The organism is Clostridium weizhouense (assembly GCF_019431045.1).
Lineage (GTDB): Bacteria > Bacillota > Clostridia > Clostridiales > Clostridiaceae > Clostridium > Clostridium weizhouense.
The window spans coordinates 1-18989 of record NZ_JAHXPT010000003.1 but is presented as its reverse complement, the minus strand read 5'-3'; the positions used below and the strand labels follow the sequence as shown (position 1 = coordinate 18989).

The window sequence follows — 18989 nt, the reverse complement described above, 5'->3', positions numbered from 1 at the left end:
ATAGGTGGCAAAATCAGAGTATCGATATTTTATATATATTTAAGAAATTTCAAGCCAATGCTTAAAGTCATTAAGCATTGGCTTTTTAAGTTATTTATAAAAATTACTCATTCTAAATTATTAAATACATTTTGAAATGACGTTTAAAAATTCAACTCACATTCTTTTTACATCTTTTCAAAAATGCTTCTTCATTTAAAAACTCTATATTTTGTCCCTTTTTCTTTAAATCTACTGCCTTTTTAAGCTTATTACTCATTTCTTCTCTATGTAAATCTTCTATATCCTTTGTATTAGTCACTAAACATGTTGTTTTCTTTGTTACAGAACTTCCAACAGTACCGCTAAGCTTTCTTACTAATCTTGTTGCTTCATCTCTTGTCATAGAAGCTAATCCACCTGTAAATACAACAACCTCGTCTTTAAACGCGGTAAAATTAAGATTGTCCATTATATTTCCATTCTGTTTTGAAGGTTGTTTATTAGATCTTTCAAAAATTCTCCCTTTAGTTGAAGACGGCTTATATCCACTTTCATTTACATATCCTAAAGTTACTCCAGCTAATCTTGATATTTCATTAATATCCTTTGACTTTAATTCTTCTGATACATTTAATAAAATATTACTACATGCCATTGCATCTGCCAAAGCATCATGATGCTTAAATTGATATCCCAAAAAATTATTTACTGTATTAAGCCTTGCATTATCAAGATTACTATAAAAATTTCTTGAAAGTTTCATTGTACATATATATTCAAAACTTGGTGTTTCTATATTATAGAGTTCAAGAGTTTTTCTTAATACAGACATATCAAATGAAGCATTATGGGCTATTACTAAATTATCATTAAAATAATGCTTAATTTTTTCCCATACTTTATCAAATTCTAATTCATTCTCAACCGTACGTGGTCTTATTCCATGAATTCCAATATTTATTGGCATAAATCTCATTTCTTTAGGTTTTATTAAATGATGTACTTTTTCTATAATCTCACCATTTTTTACAACAACAAGTCCTATAGAGCATGGACTATTTCTTTTTTCATTTGCAGTTTCAAAATCTATTGCTACGAAATTCATTCTTTTTTTACCTCTTTCCTCAAATCCTCTCTAACTATAAAAAATAATTTTTATAGTTTTTGTAATAGTTACTTATATGTTAATTATATCATTATTTCCTTAATACTATCTTCAAATCTGTATGTATGACTTAAGTATAATATATAGGATCTTCAATATCTATTTAAAACATAGCCTAAAATATAAATAATATCTTACAAATTACAACTTAATGTAAACATATAGATTATTATTAAAAATCTATCCAATTTAATAAATAAATTATGAATTTCGCCTTTAAATTACCACCTATATATCTCTTGTATATAGAATTTAAATATGTTATTATAATCTCACAACAAAGAGTAACTGTTTTACAAATAGTTTTCTTCACACATTCTAGAATATTCGCTGGCTCTTATTTTGAACCTACAGCTAAGTTTCGGGAGTTCAATATTTAGATACGGAAATGTACTTTCAAGTGAGTCCTTTTACGGCATTGAAGATGATTGAAATATCTGTGAGAACACCCACCTATCGAGAGATAGGTGTCAAAATTAGAGTATCGGTATTTTGGATATAAATTTTAAAAAATTCAAGCCAATGCTTAATAATACTAAGCATTGGCTTTTTAAGTTATATGTTATTTTATTTAAGATTTAAATTTTAACATATATATTCTTAATTTAGCTAAAATTTATTTATAGGCAAACTCTAATTTAAAATAAATTAATTATATTTTAAATTTAAAACACATCCTGAAACTTTTTCAAATTCTTCTTTTAACTTTTTAAAATTTTCTATTTCTTCAGTTAATGTTATCAAAAAGTTCATATTTCCAAGATATGATGGATTCTTTTTTAATTTTATATCATATTTATCACAAAGTAATTTTAAAATATTAATAATTTCTGCTTGATTAACCTTATCTGATAAAGCTATTGTCCATCCTGTTTCCTTAGATAAATGTCCTAATTTTTCTGAAAATTTTTCTCCAATTTTAGGTGATATAAATACAAGTTCCAAATATTTTCCATTCTCGTTATTTTTTATACATTTTTTATATGGTTTATGTATTTCTTCTTCGAATGCTTTATCAATAGCTTGCAATGCATTATTTTGTTCCATCATTGGGCAATCAGAAACTTGAAAATAAACTTTATTTTTATCTTCTACTTCACTTTTCTCTCCCTCTTCTGTTATAAGAAGCTTCCAACCTGTTTTTTCTTGAAAATCATCACATATTTCTTTTCCATACATATTTTTGCAGTTTAAAAAAACTTCAACATAAAATTTATCAGGATAAAAAGATATCTTTTTTATATAGTTTGGATTAATCGACTTTTTAATAAGTATTTCTGCAGAACCATTATTTATCTTTTCATTTATATTAATTTTCCATGATGTTTCATCTTCAAAATTCTTCATTAATCCTTTTATAGATTTATCAACCCCTTGTGGAAAATCAAAATTTAAAATAACTTCTTTATTTTGAAGTAATATACTTATCTTCCTATATTCAAACTCTTTAAAAATCTCTTCTACTTTTTCAATTAATATTTGTTGATTGATTTGCTTTGGCTTTAAGGATTCTAATATATCTTCTTCTTTTTTAGCTTTAAATAAAAATAATCTTCTATTATCACTTTCAAAATATACAGTATCTATAATTATATTTTTTAAATAAATTATTTCTTCATTATCAAAAGATACTTTACCTTTCCATAAATATAATAATTCTTCTATTGTAAACAATCTATCCTCATAAATTTTAGAAATAAAATCCCATAATTCTTTAATATTTTCTTTAGAAATTCTACTTTCTTTATTCATTAAATACGGAATTTTTTTTGTTAATTGTTTTCTAGGATTATTAATGTTTACTTTAATACTCTCCCCACACTCTGGTGTAAAAGTTCTTCCTATAAAATCACGTGATACCTCTGTTGCTAATGTTTTTATAACCTCTTCATTTCCATGTACCAAAAATATATTTCTTGGTGATATCCTATCAATAAGTCCTTTTATTTCGCTTTTATCAGCATGTGCAGATAAACCCACTTTTTTAACTGTACATTTTACAGGTATATTTAAATTATTAATACTTAAATATCTTTCTTCTTCCTCTTCGTTAGCTAAGTCTAAAATTTTCTTTCCTGGCGATTCTTCATCTTGGTATCCTGTAATAACTATATATCCATTTTCCATAGTCGCTATTTTTTCTGCATAGAAAGCACTGGGTCCACCTGTAATCATACCTGAACTTGAAATTATTACTACAGGCTCTTTTTTTGATAATATTTCTTCTCTATTATCATTTAATTTTACTTCTATAATATTTTCATCATAAAAAGGTTCAATTCCTTTTAATATTTTTTTGCCTAAAGAATTCTTTAAATATAATGGATTATTTTTATAAACTCTATTTATATCTCTAACCATTCCATCTACATATACTTTTACTTTTTTTAAACTTCCTTTATTCATAGCACTCTTTAAAATTAATATAACCTCTTGAGCCCTTCCTAAAGCAAAAGCTGGAATTATCATTTTACCATTATTTTCTATACATTCATTAACAATATTTATTAAAGCTTTTTCTTCAACTTCACGATTAGAGTGAAGTTTATCTCCATAAGTAGACTCTAAAATTGCAACATCTGGTCTAAGTTTTGGAAGTTTTGCACCTTCAACAGTTTTCTGAGAAAAAACAGAAAAATCTCCCGAATAAAACATTGCCCCTTCTCTACTTTCAAGATAAATACAACTTGCACCTGCAATATGTCCAGCATTATAAAAAGTAAGATGTAAATCCTCAAATATAGGAAACCTAACTAAGTAGTTTATAGTAAAAATTCTATCTAGCGTAAATTTAACATCTTTTTCACTATATAGTGGTATCTCACTTTCTCTATTATTCATTATTTTTAAACTATCATATAATAATACCCTTACCAAATCTTTAGTCATGTTATTCATAAAAATTTTAGCATTAGGATATTCATTACTTATAAGTGGTAAACATCCTATATGATCTAAATGAGCATGACTTATAATAATAGCATCTAATCCTCCATTATCTTGAATTGTCCTGAAATTAGGAATACTGTCTTTATTTGCATTTTGTCTAATACCAGCATCCAAAAGTATATTTTTATTATTAATCTTTAATAATATAGAACTTCCTCCAACTTCTAACGCTCCACCTAAAAAATCCAACTTCATATTTTCATTTTCCTTTCTTTTATAAACTATAAAATTAAAGATTTTGAAATCCCTATTATTTTTTAACCTCAACTAACTCTCTAAATATAATAATATCTTTTAAAAAACTCTTTTAAAATATGCTTATCCATATCCATTTTATTATATCTCTATAGTCAGTTCCTTTAGCTTCTAATATTTCATTTGCATATGGTTTAAATATATATTCCAAAAATTCTAATATTAATTTCCCTGCAAAAGGTTTATCAACTAATTCATTTTTAAATTGTCTTACTATATATTTTAATATCCAAATTTATAATCAAATTTTATATAAATATTATAACATAAGGTTTATAGATATATTACCTATCATATTTTATAATTTTAAATGGTAACACAAAAGCACCTACCTAAGATATCCTCCCTAGATAGTTACAGTTTTATTACTCTAACTATCTACTATAAAAAGAGCATCTCAAAGTAAGTGCTTTAATATTTTTCTAATAATTTTATATTTTCTTGTTTCTATTTTATTTTTTCCTCTATCCAAGAAATATAGTATAAACTACCCCTTGATATATTACTATCTTTTTATTTTTAACAGTAATTTAAATTCATATGGCTTTAGCAATAATTTTTGTTGTAATTCTAATATCTCATCCGAATAACAATTTATATATTTTGTTTGTTTTATTTCATCAGGTAATGATAAATTAGCTTCATTAGATGAATTATTAAGTACCACATATAAAATTTCTTTCTCTGTTGACTTCTTATACAAAATAATATTCAAATTTTCTTTCATATTAATCCACTTCATATTTTCTGTATTAAAAGACTTATATTTTTTTCTAAGGTTAATTAATTTTTTTATAGTAGTAAATAACTCTTTATTATGTTTACTTTCATCCCAAATCATACATTTACGATTAGAATGCTCATCACCATCTAATCCAATTTCACTTCCATAATAAATGCATGGACATCCTGGAAAAGTCATCATAAAAACATACGCTAACTTTGCAATTTCAGTATTTTTTCCTACAATATTAAAAATTCTTGCTGTATCATGACTATCTAATAAATTAAACATATTTTTAGTTATATTCTTTGGATAATCAGTTAAAAGCTTACTAATAGAAGATTTAAACTTTTCTAAATCGTATTTAGTTTCTTTATTACTGTCATCTCTAAAAAAATTCCAAACTGGCCTTGTAAATTCATAATTCATAACCGCATCAAATTGATCACCTTGAAGCCAAGGATAAGAATTATCCCAATTTTCTCCTAATATATATATATCTTCATTTATACTTCTTATCTTTTTTCTAAATTCTCTCCAAAAATCATGTGAAACTTCATTTGAAACATCTAATCTCCATCCATCTATATTATAATTTTTAACCCAATAACATCCTACATCAATTAAATAATCTCTTACTATTTTATTTTTAGTGTTCCACTTTGGCATACTTTGAGTAAAAGCAAATGTACGATAATTTAATTTTTCTTTGGAACATTCTTCTGGTAATCCATTTTTCAAGTCCCCTTGAACTATTGACTTTGACGGATCTAAAATATAAAAGCAATCATAATACTTAGAATTTATTCCATTTTTACAAACATCTTGCCAAAAAGGATGAAGAAATCCGCAATGATTAAAGACTCCATCTAGCATTACCTTTATTCCTCTTTTATGAGCCTCTTCTACTAATATTTTAAATGTTTCATTATCTCCAAATTCAGGATCTATTTTATAATAATTAGTTGTATCATATTTATGAGAACTTGGTGATTCAAAAATAGGATTAAAATAGATTCCAGTAAATCCAAATTCTTTAATATAATCTAATTTATCTATTACTCCATTAAGATTTCCACCAAATTTCTTATCAGCACCATCTATCTCATTGTTTCCCCATGGAATAAAATCTTTTTTACTATTAGTTTTTCCTTTAGCAAATCTTTCTGGGAAAATTTGATACCATACTGTTTCTGAAACCCATTCTGGGCATATATATAAATCTTCTTCATTTATATATGGATAATTAAAATAATTACTTAAATCATAAAGTTCTTTTGTATTTCCTTCATACCTAATCCTATCATGACTTCCAATAATAAATTTTTCATCATTATTTTCTACAATAAAGCAATATTTAAGCCTTCTCCATTCAATTCCTTTTATTTCTATAAACCAGCAATCATATAATTCTGTAACTTGCTCTTTCTCCATTTTATTTTTCAAAATAGAATCTATTTCAAATTCATATATTGCAGGGTTATCTTTCTTTGGAACCCAATTAAATGGGTCCACAGCTAAAAGTAATACTTTTTTCATTTCATTTTTTGCAGTTTTTAAACGTATATGAATAGTATCATTATTATACGCATAACAATATGAGCTTTTAGGCTCATGTATTATTGAAGATAAGTTCATGTTATTCCTCCTAAAATTACTTTAAATAACTATTTATTATTAAAAACTTTTAAACTAAATCAAGTTGCTGTAAAAATTCCAAAAATTACTCGCTTTGTACAAGTGCATCAAAATCTTTTTGTATTTTTTTTGTTGCTTCCTTAGGCGTTATATTTCCATCAAATACTGCTCCTAATGTACTTTCCATTATTGTCCAAAAATATGATATTCTTTTTGTTGAAGGTATTGGATCTGTATTATTAAATTGATCTGCATATACTTTCATATATTCATCATCTTTAATACCATCTATATTTGATGTATCTTTTCTTGAAGTTATTTTATATGCTTTGCTATATAAAAGACTTGCTGATTCTTTAGAAACTAAATACTGTGCAAAAAGTTGTGATGCATTTGGATATTTTGTATAAGCTGAAACATGTGCATTTTGTACAACACTAAATGCTCTCATTGCTTTTCCTTTATAAGTTGGTAACTTAGTAATTCCAAAATTAACCCCTGATTTCTTTAATTCTTTTATCGCATTTGGCCCTATTGGATAATAGGCTGTTTTTCCATTTTTAAAATTCTGTTCTAAAAAAGTACTTGCTTGTAATTTTAAATCCTCTGAATCAATTGGAATAATGTTTTTAAGTTTAGATATAGCTTCTAAGCCTTGTTCAAACTCTTTAGTATTAAAACCTGGATGATCTCCATCATTACCATCTTCTCCAAATAATCTAAATCCATCTACACTCAAAAATGGATAAGCTGAATAACCATCAGTAGCAATAGTTAAAAACCAAAATTTATTATTATTTTTATCGTTATACTTATTAGCTTCTTTTTCAATTTGCTCAAATGTTTCAGCTGGTTTCCCCTTCACTAAATCTTTGTTATATAATAAAGCATAGCTTTCAATTGAAACTGGTATTCCATATAATTGACCATCACTAGTAACAGTCTTTAAAGCTGTTTCATTAGTTACTTCTTCTACTTGTTTTTTTACTGATGGTTTAATCTTAGCAAAAATTCCAGAATCTTTTCCTTTAGAAAAGTTATCGTTAGCAGCCATAAATACATCTGCTCCATTACCTGTTGGTCCATCTAGCATCATCTTATCCATTGAATCTAATCCAACCTTTTGAACATTAACTTTTACTTTATATCTTTCTTCAAAAGACTTAGCTATTGCTTGTCCAAAATCTAAATCATCTGTCCAATATACTAATTCTGCACCTTTTTCTGGTTTTAATTCTGATGTTTCTTCTAATTGTGAATCATCGTCATCAAAAGGTATTTCTCTATTTCTACATGATATTAAAGAAAACATTAATGTAACTATCAAAAATGGTAAAAATATTAATTTTATTTTATTTCCCATAATTCTCCTCCACTACTTATTAAACTTAACCTTTATCAGCTCCTGCTGTAACCCCTTGTACTAAGTATCTTTGAAAAATAATAAATACAATAGTAATTGGTATAGCTATTAATACTGATCCTGCTGCAAACATTGTAAAATTAATACTTTCTTTTCCATTAATTAAAGCAAATAATCCAATTGCTACCGTTCTTGTATTATCATTAGATAATAAAATATTTGGTAGAATATAATCCATCCAAGGGAACATAAATTGTGATACTGCACAATAAGTTATAATTGGCTTAGACATTGGAAGTATTATTTTAAAAAAGGTTTTAATCTTAGAACATCCATCTATATATGCAGCCTCATCTATTGACATTGGTATTCCCTCTAAATATCCTTTTACAAGCCATGTATTATAAGGAATAGCACCAATAGAATATACCAAAATCAATGATATAGGTTTTCCAATCAAACCTAATGATAAAAATAAAGTATATATAGCTGTCATAGATAAGAAAGTTGGAAACATTGATAAAATCATAATAGTTAATAAACCTTGTTTCTTTCCTCTAAAGTTAAACCTTGATATAATCCAAGCAGTTATTAATATTAATATTACAGACACTACTGAACTAATAATTGCTATTTTTAAAGTATTATAAAACCATAATGCATAATTTGTTTCTGAAAATAATCTCTTATAATTATTTAATGTAAATTCAGTTTGCATTAACGATGCTGATGAAAGTCCACCATCTTTATTAAATGAAGACTTAACAATCCAAAATACAGGAATTAATATCAAAAGCGACATAATTATTAATTCCAAATGTAAAAGCACTGTTGTAATCTTTTTCTTCATAACTGCATTCCCCCTATAGTTCTTTAAATGTTACAGTATTTTTAAATTTCCAAAAAGAAAATCCACCAATTAATATAAAAATTAATACACTCATAACAGCTGCCATATTATACATTTGTTGATTTAATGTTAATTTATATATCCAAGAAATTAAAATATCTGTATCTCCAGCAAATTGAAGTTCAGAATTCAGTGGACCACCTTGTGTTAAGAAATAAATTGCACCAAAAGCATTAAAATTTCCAGCCAAACTCATAATAAGATTTGGAGTTGTTGCAAGAAATATAAGTGGCATAGTAATTTTCTTAAATACTTGTATTTTACTTGCACCATCTATAGCTGCAGCATCATAAATACTATGATCTATATTAGATATAACTCCTAATATCATAACCATAAACATTGGAAAACTAACCCATAAATTAACTACTATAACCATTATTTTTGCTAGTGTTGGATCTGATAAAAATGGTATCTTATCTGAAATAATTCCCATATTGATTAAGATCTCATTTATAGGTCCAAATTGTCCATTTAATAAATTTCTAAATACCATAAGTGAAATAATAGGTGGTATTGCCCATGGTAAAATTAAAATTGTACGAAATACTTTTTTATATTTGATTGATTTACTATTCAATATTAATGCTTGAAACACGCCTAAAAAATAACTTGAAAAGGTTGACACAAATGTCCATATTATATTCCAAATTAAAACCTTAAAAAATGTTTTTGACCATATTGGAACAGTAAATAATTTTTTGAAATTTTCAAATCCCACCCAACTTAATAAATTACCCGGTGGAAGATGATCTCTATTATAATTTAAAAATGCTGTTAAGATTGAAAATAGTATTGGCATAACTACTATAAATATAAACACTATAGCAATTGGGGTTAGTATAATATATGGAAATTTTGTATTATATAAATTTTTAAAAAACTCTTTAGATGTTATATATTTTTTAGTTTTATCAATATTTTTACCTGTGTTATAGGCATCTTTTAAATTCCATATATAAATTAAAAGAAATATTACAATTAATATACTTGCTATAACACCATTAATTAATAACATAGATGAATGATCTCCATATTTTCCACCCACCTTTTTTCCAAGTGTTATTAGCCCCCATATTCCTTTGGTAAAAAAACCTCCATGTAATCTAATAGTAAAATTAGGTACTAATCCTTGTCCCCATTCAATCCAAAACCCACTATATAATTCAATTCCTATAAACAGTAGTTGCATAACAAAGAATATTAACCCCTTTATTTTTTGTTTGCAAATAAAAAATTGCCCACTTCCCCATAAAAAGCAAGATAATAGAAGTGACTTTTTACCTTTCATACTTTCTTCTTCCTTCCATTCAGTGTTTACTTAATCGTTTAAGTTAAATTTATTATAGCAACCCTATATTTATTTGTCAATGCAATCGTTATCTTTATATACTTTTTTATTTACATTTCTTCTTAACCCTTTATATTTCAGCCTTTTATGACTAGTGTTTTTTAAATGACATTTTTTCCATATCTTTTTTTATATTTAAAATTTAATATAAAAAAAGATATTCTACTTAATTTTTTAAGTAAAATATCTTTTTTCACCTCTAAACTATACTTTTTATTAAGTTAAAATAATTTACAACTTTTCACAAAACAAAAAGTGTAAATTCTTATTTACACCTTGCAAATATACATTAATTAATACTCTATCGGTTTTATATATGATGTTTTTTTAATATTTCCATTATTTTCTAAATTGATCAATTTCTCCATAATTTCAACTGCTTTTTTAGCTTTTTCTTTATTACTAACTATAATTCTTTTAGTATCTGGCAAAAGCATTACATCATTTTCCGAGTTTATTACCACAACTAAATTTCTATTATCTACAATTCTTTCTGCCTGCATGCCCAATATTTCTCCAAATATTATCCCTTTTTTCTTTTGATGTTTATGTAGAAACTGAATTAAATCATTATCAAATTTATTAATAAAAATATTTTTTTCTAATACTTTTTTTCTTACAATTTTAAGAAGTTCATCATTAGAATAATCTTCTATCACTACATAAAAATCTTCCTCTAAGCTATCACTTAACATATTAAATATAGCTTCATAATCTGTTAACACCTTATAAAAAATAGGATCCTCCAAATAACTATCAATAAAAATAACCGGAACATAAAAATGATTTACTATCTCTTTTAGCTGATTTGAAGACATATCTATGATAAAAACTGCATCTAAACATCTTTTCTGACTAATTTGAATATCTTTTTGAAGCTCCTTTGTTGGTAAAAAAATCAAATCATATCCTATCGAATAAAGTCTCTTTTGAATCTCTTTTACTAAACTATATTGTTGATAAGTCTTACTCTTTCTATTTTTTTCACTTAAATTAATAATTACTCCTATTAAATAGCTTCTTTGACTTGCTAAAGAACGTGCTGTCATATTAGGAATATAATTTAACTTTCTAGCAGCTTCAAACACCTTTAATCTTGTTTCATGACTTATTTTTTCTTTTTCTGAATAATTTAAAACATAAGATACTGTAGCTGGTGAAACATTTGCTTCTTTTGCAATATCTTTTAATGTTATTTTCCTACTAGTCATGCAAAGCCTCCTTCTAAATAATTATTTTCATGAATACCATTTATATACTCTAATACACTATTTAATATACTTTCATACTAAAACTCTAAATTTCTAGTTTTCTTCATTTCTTCTAAAACATATTTTGTGTCTTGTGTATGGAGGACAATCCAATTATCAATAAGCCAGTAATAATCTTTTTCACTTAATTCATTCACCAAATCTTTTCCCGTTATTCCAAAATCTTCATACCAACTTTGAAATAAATAGCCTATCCATTCCATTGCTTCCATATAATACTTTTTTTCTTTTTCATTATATCTTCTTGTTTCTATTTTATTTTTTTCCTCTATCCAAGAAATATAGTATAAGCTACCCCTTGATAAACAAAGTAAATCCCCTGCCTCTAATGAATCTTTATAATCTGAAGATAATATTTTTATAATAGCATCTAACCATTCTTTTTCAAATTTAATACTATCCTTAAAAATATCTGCCATTGTTTCACATCTATTTTTATTTAATATATTCCACATAATCATTTCTCCTGTAAATCAATATAATAAACATCTTTATTTGAAGTTCTTCTAGCATTAAATACCTTATTATTTAATGTACTTAAATTTAACATTTCATTTTCTTTTATATTAAATATCTCTTTTAATGTCAATTCAACTACACCTAAGAATTTAAGATTTTCTAATGCTTTTTTAGACACTAAATTTATTTGCTTATCAATTTTCATACAATTTAATATATTTAATGTTTCATCAACGCTATATACATTATCTAAAAAATTTTGCACTGTTCTATATAGTTTATCATCTGCAGTTGGTCCTATAATCACATCATAATCTTGATTTTTAATACTTATATCTATGTTTGATCTATTATAACAAACAAATATTAACCACTCTAAATCTAAATTGTACTCCTTAACTTTTAAATTCGTTAAATTTAAATCATATTTATTTACATACTGTCCATTTCTAAGAGCACACCATGATTTTGCCATTAATAAACTTTTTGTGCAATAAAATCCCGAACCAAAATCTGTTCCTTTTCTACTTCCTTTATTAATAGGTCTTTCTATCTTTTTTTCACTACCATGATATACAATCATTTATTTTTCTCCTTTAATATCAAAGTTATAATCAAATTTTATATAAATATTATAACATAAGGTTTATATATATTACCTATCATATTTTATAATTTAAAATGGTAACACAAAAGCACCTACCTAGGTAAGTGCTTTAATCTATTAAAACAACTATTTATATTTATTTAATCAACTTCCATTTACTACTTTTCTTTTGTAACCTTACCATATTAGCATAAATTCCATCATTATTTAATAATTCTTTTGGCGATCCCATTTCTGCTACATGTCCATCACTTAAGACCACAATCTTATCAGCTCCTGCTACTGTCCTCATTCTATGAGCAATAACAAGAACAGTTTTATTTTTAACAAGTTCACTAATTGCTTCTTGAATCTTTGTCTCATTTTCTACATCAAGTGATGCTGTTGCTTCATCAAGTAATACAACTGGTGCATCCTTTAATAAGGCTCTTGCAATAGATAATCTTTGTCTTTCTCCTCCAGATAATGTGCAACCATTCTCACCAATAATAGTTTTATATCCTTGTGGCATTTTAGATATGAATTCCTCACATCTTGCAGCCTTAGCTGCTTTAATAACCTCTTCATCTGTAGCATTTCTTTTACCTATACGAATATTTTCCATAACCGTATTATTAAACAAAACTACATCTTGAAATACTATAGAATAATTTTTAAGCAAATATTCAGGATCGACCTGTGAAATATCAATACCACCTAAAGTAATCTTACCTTTATCAATATCCCAAAATCTTGCTGCTAATTTAGCTGCAGTACTTTTTCCACCACCACTCGGACCTACTAATGCAGTAATTTCTCCTTGCTTTGCTGTAAATGATACATCATTTAATACTTGTTCATCATCATTATAAGAAAATCCAACACTATTAAAGCAAATATCATATCCACTATATTTTGCATTATCTGTTCCTATTTGAATCTTTTGGCTTTCAATATCTTGCATACGCTTTATTTGAAGTAATGTACTAAATATAGCGGCAAGATTAATAAGTGATGTAGAAAGTGGATCAAATATTCTAGATGCAGCAATTAAAAACATAATAAAAGTAATTAAATCCGTCTCGCCTTTTAATAAACTCATCCCTCCAACTAATACAACTGTTGCAATCCCAATCTTTAAAAGCATCTGTGCTGAAACAACAAACATTGCCGTATTAAGTTCTGCTTTAATTTGAATACTTTCAGATTTTTTTAGTTTTTTATCTAGTTCTTTTAAATAACTATCACTTTTATTATTAGCTTTAAGTTCACGAATTGTTTCAATACATTCTTGAATATTATCATTATAATCAAGCTTTATTTGTTTATTTATATTATTCACCTTATCTTGTTGCGCTTTACCAATACATACAATTATAAATGCTACTGGTATAACCCATAAAAGTGCTATTGATAATTTATAGTCCATAACAAATAAACCAATTGAAGCAATAATTACAGATAACACAGCACCTATTAATTCAGGAATATAATGAGAAAAAGCTGTTTCAAGACCTGCACAATCTCCCATTATAGTTGTTGTTAAATCTGATAAATCTTTTTTACCAAAAAATGATAAAGGTAATTTTCTTAATTGTTCCGCCAAAGATATTCTCTTATTAGCACTTTCTGTATATGAAGCAAAAAATGTTTTATTATATTGAAAATATTGAAATACAAATATAAGAATTAAAACTACTATTGAAAGAACTATATATTTTCCTAAATTAAACGATGGAGTTCCTCCATTTAATATAGGATCTATCATTTCCTTTAAAAGAATATATATAATTCCAATTGGAAACATTAAACTTATATTTGTTAAAGTACAAGCAATGCTTGCCTTAATTAAATCCTTTGCCCCTTGTTCACTTAATGCAAATTTATATCTCAAATAATTAACCATTCAAAGCTCCCTCCTCTCTCTTATTTTCAACATAAGAGTTTTCTACTCTCCAAGTAATAGAACTTTGATAATCTTTCCACATTGAAGCATAAGTTTCATCATTTTTAATCAACTCACTATGAGTACCTTTCTCTATAGCTTCTCCATCTTTTAATACCATAATGCAATCTGAATTTTGTATTGTTGATAACCTATGTGCAATCATAAGTACAGTTTTACCCTTTGTTAAATTTTCAAAAGCAAGTTGTATTTGATATTCATTCTCCGGATCTGCAAAGGCTGTTGCTTCATCAAGAAGTACAATTGGAGCATCTTTTAAAATTGCCCTTGCTAAAGCAATACGTTGAGCTTCTCCTCCTGATAAATATACTCCTTTAGTACCAACAATTGTATCCATTCCATTCGGGAATTTTTCAAATATCTCTTCACATTGTGCTGCTTTTGCCGCCTTTAGCACTTCTTCTCTTGTAGCATTAGGTTTTGATAATCTAATATTTTCAAAAAGGCTGTCCTTAAATAAATTTGTTTCTTGGAATACAAAAGATACCATATTCATTAAATATTTCGTATCAATGTTTCTTATATCTACACCACCAATTGTTATACTTCCTGTATTCACATCCCAAAATCTTGGAATCAAACTTGCAACTGTTGTTTTACCACCTCCTGATGGTCCAACTAATGCTATTGTTGATCCTTCATTTATCTTAAATGATAAATTCTTGACTGCTGGCTTAGTTGCATCTTTGTAAGTAAAAGAAACATTATTGAATTCAATAGTTGATTTTTTGGGTTTTTGTGGATCTTTTGTTTCATTTAATATTTCTTCATTTAATATATTCCAAACACGTTTGGTTGCATCTTTAGCCATCATCGTATTTTCTCCCATAAACATTATACGATTGATCATAACTGTAATAATTGGAGTAAATATAATATAAAATATAAAGTTTAATAAAAATGCTTTATAATCTACTGCACTTGCAATTAATAAAATACCAGCTGGAATCAAAAAAGCAAAAATTCCATTAATAGCCACAGTGAAATTACACATAGGAATTCTAAGTGATACAGTATAATTTACTGTCCATTTTGTATATCTCATAATTGCATCATGAAAGTTTTTAAATGAAAATATACTTTGTCCAAATGTCTTAACTACGGGGATTCCTCTTACATATTCTACAGCTTCATTATTCATATCCTCTAATGCATTTTGATATTCTGCCATAGCTGATTTCATTTTTTCTCCCATCATTCTACTTAAAAATACAAATGATATAAGAATAGGAATTAAGCTAATTATACCTAACCTCCAATCAAATGCTAATAAAAGTACTAACATAGCAATCGGAGTTACAATTGCACCTATTAAATCTGGTAATTGATGCGCTAAAAATGTCTCTGTTTGCCCTGAACTTTCATCAATTATTCTACGAAGCTTACCACTTCCATTCTCCGTAAAATATCCAAGTGGTAATTTTACTATATGATGTAGTGCTTGACTTCTCATATTTCTTGCCACACGAAAAGCTGATAAATGAGTACACATAAGAGCTATAAAATATATTAAAATTGCTCCAACGGAAAAAGCTACTGCCATCCACCCATAATATGCAACATTTGACGCATTATTAATATTAGGAAATGCCATAAATATCTCATATACTACCTTCCATATATATAAATATGGTACAAGTGCTAATATTGCACTGACACCTGACAGGATACATCCTAATATTGTTAAATATTTATAATTACCTGCAAATGAAAATATACTAATTTTTTCATCATCTTTTTCTTTCATATTCACCTCTCCTTTTAATAACCTTATACATTTTAAATAGATACTTATATTCTTTTTTAATTCTCGCTTATCATTAAAACTTACATTTTAAAGTTATATTTGTTGTTTGTATTTATATAAACATCTTTTTAAAATATAAATTAATAATAAAATATGAATTATCTAGAATCCCTATAGACAGTTTATATTTTACTAATCTATCTATTCATTCTCTACTCCAAAAAAAATAAAATAATCCATTTGAATTAAAAATTTTTTCTATATTTAAGTGGAGTACTTCCCATAACTTTTTTAAATGCAGAGGCAAACTTGCTTGGATTATCATATCCCACACATAATGCAATTTCCATAATACTTTGATTGGTCTCTTTTATCATTTTTGCAGCTTTATATATTCTAAATTCCCTAATATATTCTGCTACTGTTTTACCTAAAATATCTTTAAATCCGTTCTGCAAAAAGGTTGTACTTACATTATAAATTTTCGATAATTCTTTTACTGTCATTTTTTTATTATAATGTTGAAAAATTGAATCTCTAACATCCTTAATTAAATCAACTTGTTCTTTTGTATAATAATAAGTTTTTTCTTGATCTTTTACATCTCTATATTTACTTAAAAATAATAATACCTCTAAAACTTTTAATTTATAAAAATATAATTTATTAATTGATGGTGTATGATATAAATCTTTAAAAATATTTTCAATTTCAGGTTTAGATTTTTCAATATAATACCAATTATTGTTAAATAATAATCTTTTCATTTTTCTCAAATCAATGTTTAAATCATTATAATTACATAAGAAAAAATTTTTTGCTATAGAATAATCTATTAAGATTGAACAACCTTCATAATATCCCATTGGAAATCCACTTGATTCATAGTTGGATCCAACAATATTGTATGATAAATCTCCTTCTTTTAAATATTCATATTTCTTACCATCAAATATACTTTCATATCTTCCTTTATGACAATAATTAATTTCTATTAGCTCACTTTTTAGATTATGGGCTTCTTCACAATGATAAGAGTGAAAATCATTGAAAATTAAATCTATTCCAGGGAAAACATGATAACATGTCATAACTCCAAATCCATCTCTACATTTAATATTACATATAGTTTTTAAATTGGTTCTTTTATTTATTTCCATGTTCAAATTAAAAAAATTATATTTTTCTATAATAGCTTGTATAATTATCACCTACTTCTATCTAAATTCTTATTATTACATATAATAAATTTAAAATAGTTTTTATATCCAAATTATATTTTCAATAAATCTAGTCAAAAACAAATAATATTATAAAGATTACATTTTAAAATCTTTCATTTATATATCTCCTTTTATTTATAAATTCAATCTTTTAACATAATAAGTTCAATTTATTGATAATAATTTTCATTATTTATTGATAATTTTAGTATATATCTGTTGTAATAATCTGTCAATATAATAGATAAAAATACACCATTTAATGTTAAATTTACAAATAACATTAAGTGGTGTATTCTTATATACTAATAAATCAACTATCTAAATTATTAATAAAATTACATAAATATGTCTATACTACTATTATTATAAAATTAATGGTGGTAATAATATATGAAAAAAATTTTGATTACAGGTTCTGGTACAGGTATTGGAAAAGAGGCAGCTATCGCACTAAGTTCTAAAGGACATTATGTATATGCAACTACTCATACTTTAGAACAAGCAGAAAAATTAAATAAAATATCTAAAAAAAATCATCTTCCACTCAAAAGTTTTAAATTAGATATTCTCTCTAATAATGATAGATGTTTAGTTGATGATTTATCTATAGATGTATTAATAAATAATGCAGCTATTGGTGATTCTGGCTCTGTATGTGAAATAGATGTTAATAGATATAGACAAACATTTGAGACTAATGTGTTTTCTAGTATTGAATTAACTCAAAGAGTTCTTAAAAATATGATAAAAAGAGGTTCTGGACGTATTGTTTTTGTATCTTCATTAGTTGGAAGAATAACTTTACCATTTCTTTCACCATATACAGCTACCAAATTTGCTATTGAAGCAATTGCTACATCTTTAAAAGAAGAACTTAAGGAATTAAAATCTGCTGATATAGATGTAGCCTTAATAGAACCAGGTGCTTATGCAACTGGATTTAATCAAAAAAATATATCAAAACAATTTACTTGGATGAAAAAATCTTCTTACTTTAAAACAAATGTTAATTCTCTTGAAAGAAAGCAATTTAGATATTTTAAATTAACTGAAGTTAAAAATACTAGTTCTATTGTTCAAGAATATATCAAATCTGTTGAAGACCTTAAAGTTAAAGATAGGTATGTTTCGCCTTGTTTTCAAGGTACATATATTCAATTTAAAAGAATTTTAGGTAAATAATAGATATGTTTTATCCAAAAAATATTTTTTAGTTTAGATTATAATAAAATTTTCCTATTTTTTATTCTATTTGTTTAATAATACTTAACATCAAAAAAGCTTAAAGTAGAAATCTATATCTCTACTTTAAGCTTAAAATTTGGTGGCTCACCCGGGAATCGAACCCGGGACACCATGATTAAAAGTCATGTGCTCTACCGACTGAGCTAGTGAAC

13 protein-coding genes and 1 other RNA gene are annotated in these 18989 nt (G+C 25.9%); 2 read left to right on the top strand and 12 right to left on the bottom strand.

What is annotated here, in order from left to right; all coding sequences use genetic code 11:
- Window positions 1–151: 151 nt before the first annotated feature.
- Entirely contained in the window at window positions 152–1087 is a 936-nt protein-coding gene (locus KYD98_RS04620) for an exonuclease domain-containing protein (protein WP_219778429.1), read from the bottom strand.
- A gap of 372 nt (window positions 1088–1459) precedes the next feature.
- Here KYD98_RS04620 and ssrS point away from each other — a divergent pair.
- Window positions 1460–1650, top strand: a non-coding RNA gene (ssrS, locus tag KYD98_RS04615) — 6S RNA.
- A gap of 145 nt (window positions 1651–1795) precedes the next feature.
- Here ssrS and KYD98_RS04610 read toward each other — a convergent pair.
- The 11 genes from KYD98_RS04610 to KYD98_RS18375 all read right to left on the bottom strand — a co-directional run bounded on the left by KYD98_RS04610 (window position 1796) and on the right by KYD98_RS18375 (window position 17577).
- On the bottom strand, window positions 1796–4291 hold the full coding sequence (locus tag KYD98_RS04610) for an MBL fold metallo-hydrolase (RefSeq protein ID WP_219778428.1): 2496 nt from the start codon (window positions 4289–4291) through the stop codon (window positions 1796–1798).
- 565 nt (window positions 4292–4856) lie between these two features.
- Complete coding sequence (locus tag KYD98_RS04605; RefSeq protein ID WP_219778427.1) at window positions 4857–6713, bottom strand: glycoside hydrolase family 13 protein; 1857 nt, start codon at window positions 6711–6713, stop codon at window positions 4857–4859.
- Between the two features lie 85 nt (window positions 6714–6798).
- Window positions 6799–8076, bottom strand: a complete 1278-nt coding sequence (locus KYD98_RS04600) for a sugar ABC transporter substrate-binding protein (protein WP_219778426.1) — start codon at window positions 8074–8076, stop codon at window positions 6799–6801.
- 25 nt (window positions 8077–8101) lie between these two features.
- Window positions 8102–8926: a sugar ABC transporter permease gene (locus KYD98_RS04595; RefSeq protein ID WP_219778425.1), complete on the bottom strand. Its 825-nt coding sequence runs from the start codon at window positions 8924–8926 to the stop codon at window positions 8102–8104.
- A gap of 13 nt (window positions 8927–8939) precedes the next feature.
- Window positions 8940–10277, bottom strand: coding sequence for a carbohydrate ABC transporter permease (locus tag KYD98_RS04590; RefSeq protein ID WP_219778424.1), 1338 nt, complete (start codon window positions 10275–10277; stop codon window positions 8940–8942).
- A 353-nt stretch (window positions 10278–10630) separates the two neighbouring features.
- Window positions 10631–11548, bottom strand: a complete 918-nt coding sequence (locus KYD98_RS04585) for a LacI family DNA-binding transcriptional regulator (RefSeq protein ID WP_219778423.1) — start codon at window positions 11546–11548, stop codon at window positions 10631–10633.
- A 77-nt stretch (window positions 11549–11625) separates the two neighbouring features.
- Window positions 11626–12063: a hypothetical protein gene (locus KYD98_RS04580; RefSeq protein WP_219778422.1), complete on the bottom strand. Its 438-nt coding sequence runs from the start codon at window positions 12061–12063 to the stop codon at window positions 11626–11628.
- Between the two features lie 2 nt (window positions 12064–12065).
- Window positions 12066–12650 (bottom strand): DUF3990 domain-containing protein, encoded by a 585-nt coding sequence (locus KYD98_RS04575; RefSeq protein ID WP_219778421.1) that lies wholly within the window; start codon window positions 12648–12650, stop codon window positions 12066–12068.
- A gap of 160 nt (window positions 12651–12810) precedes the next feature.
- Window positions 12811–14559, bottom strand: a complete 1749-nt coding sequence (locus KYD98_RS04570; protein WP_219778420.1) for an ABC transporter ATP-binding protein — start codon at window positions 14557–14559, stop codon at window positions 12811–12813.
- On the bottom strand, window positions 14552–16366 hold the full coding sequence (locus KYD98_RS04565) for an ABC transporter ATP-binding protein (protein ID WP_219778419.1): 1815 nt from the start codon (window positions 16364–16366) through the stop codon (window positions 14552–14554). The genes KYD98_RS04570 and KYD98_RS04565 overlap by 8 nt, the downstream gene beginning before the upstream one ends.
- Before the next feature lie 245 nt (window positions 16367–16611).
- A complete protein-coding gene (locus KYD98_RS18375) occupies window positions 16612–17577 on the bottom strand; it encodes a helix-turn-helix domain-containing protein (protein ID WP_219778418.1) in 966 nt (321 codons plus the stop codon).
- Between the two features lie 405 nt (window positions 17578–17982).
- Here KYD98_RS18375 and KYD98_RS04555 point away from each other — a divergent pair, with 405 nt between their 5' ends.
- A complete protein-coding gene (locus KYD98_RS04555) occupies window positions 17983–18774 on the top strand; it encodes an SDR family NAD(P)-dependent oxidoreductase (protein ID WP_219778417.1) in 792 nt (263 codons plus the stop codon).
- Window positions 18775–18989: the final 215 nt, after the last annotated feature.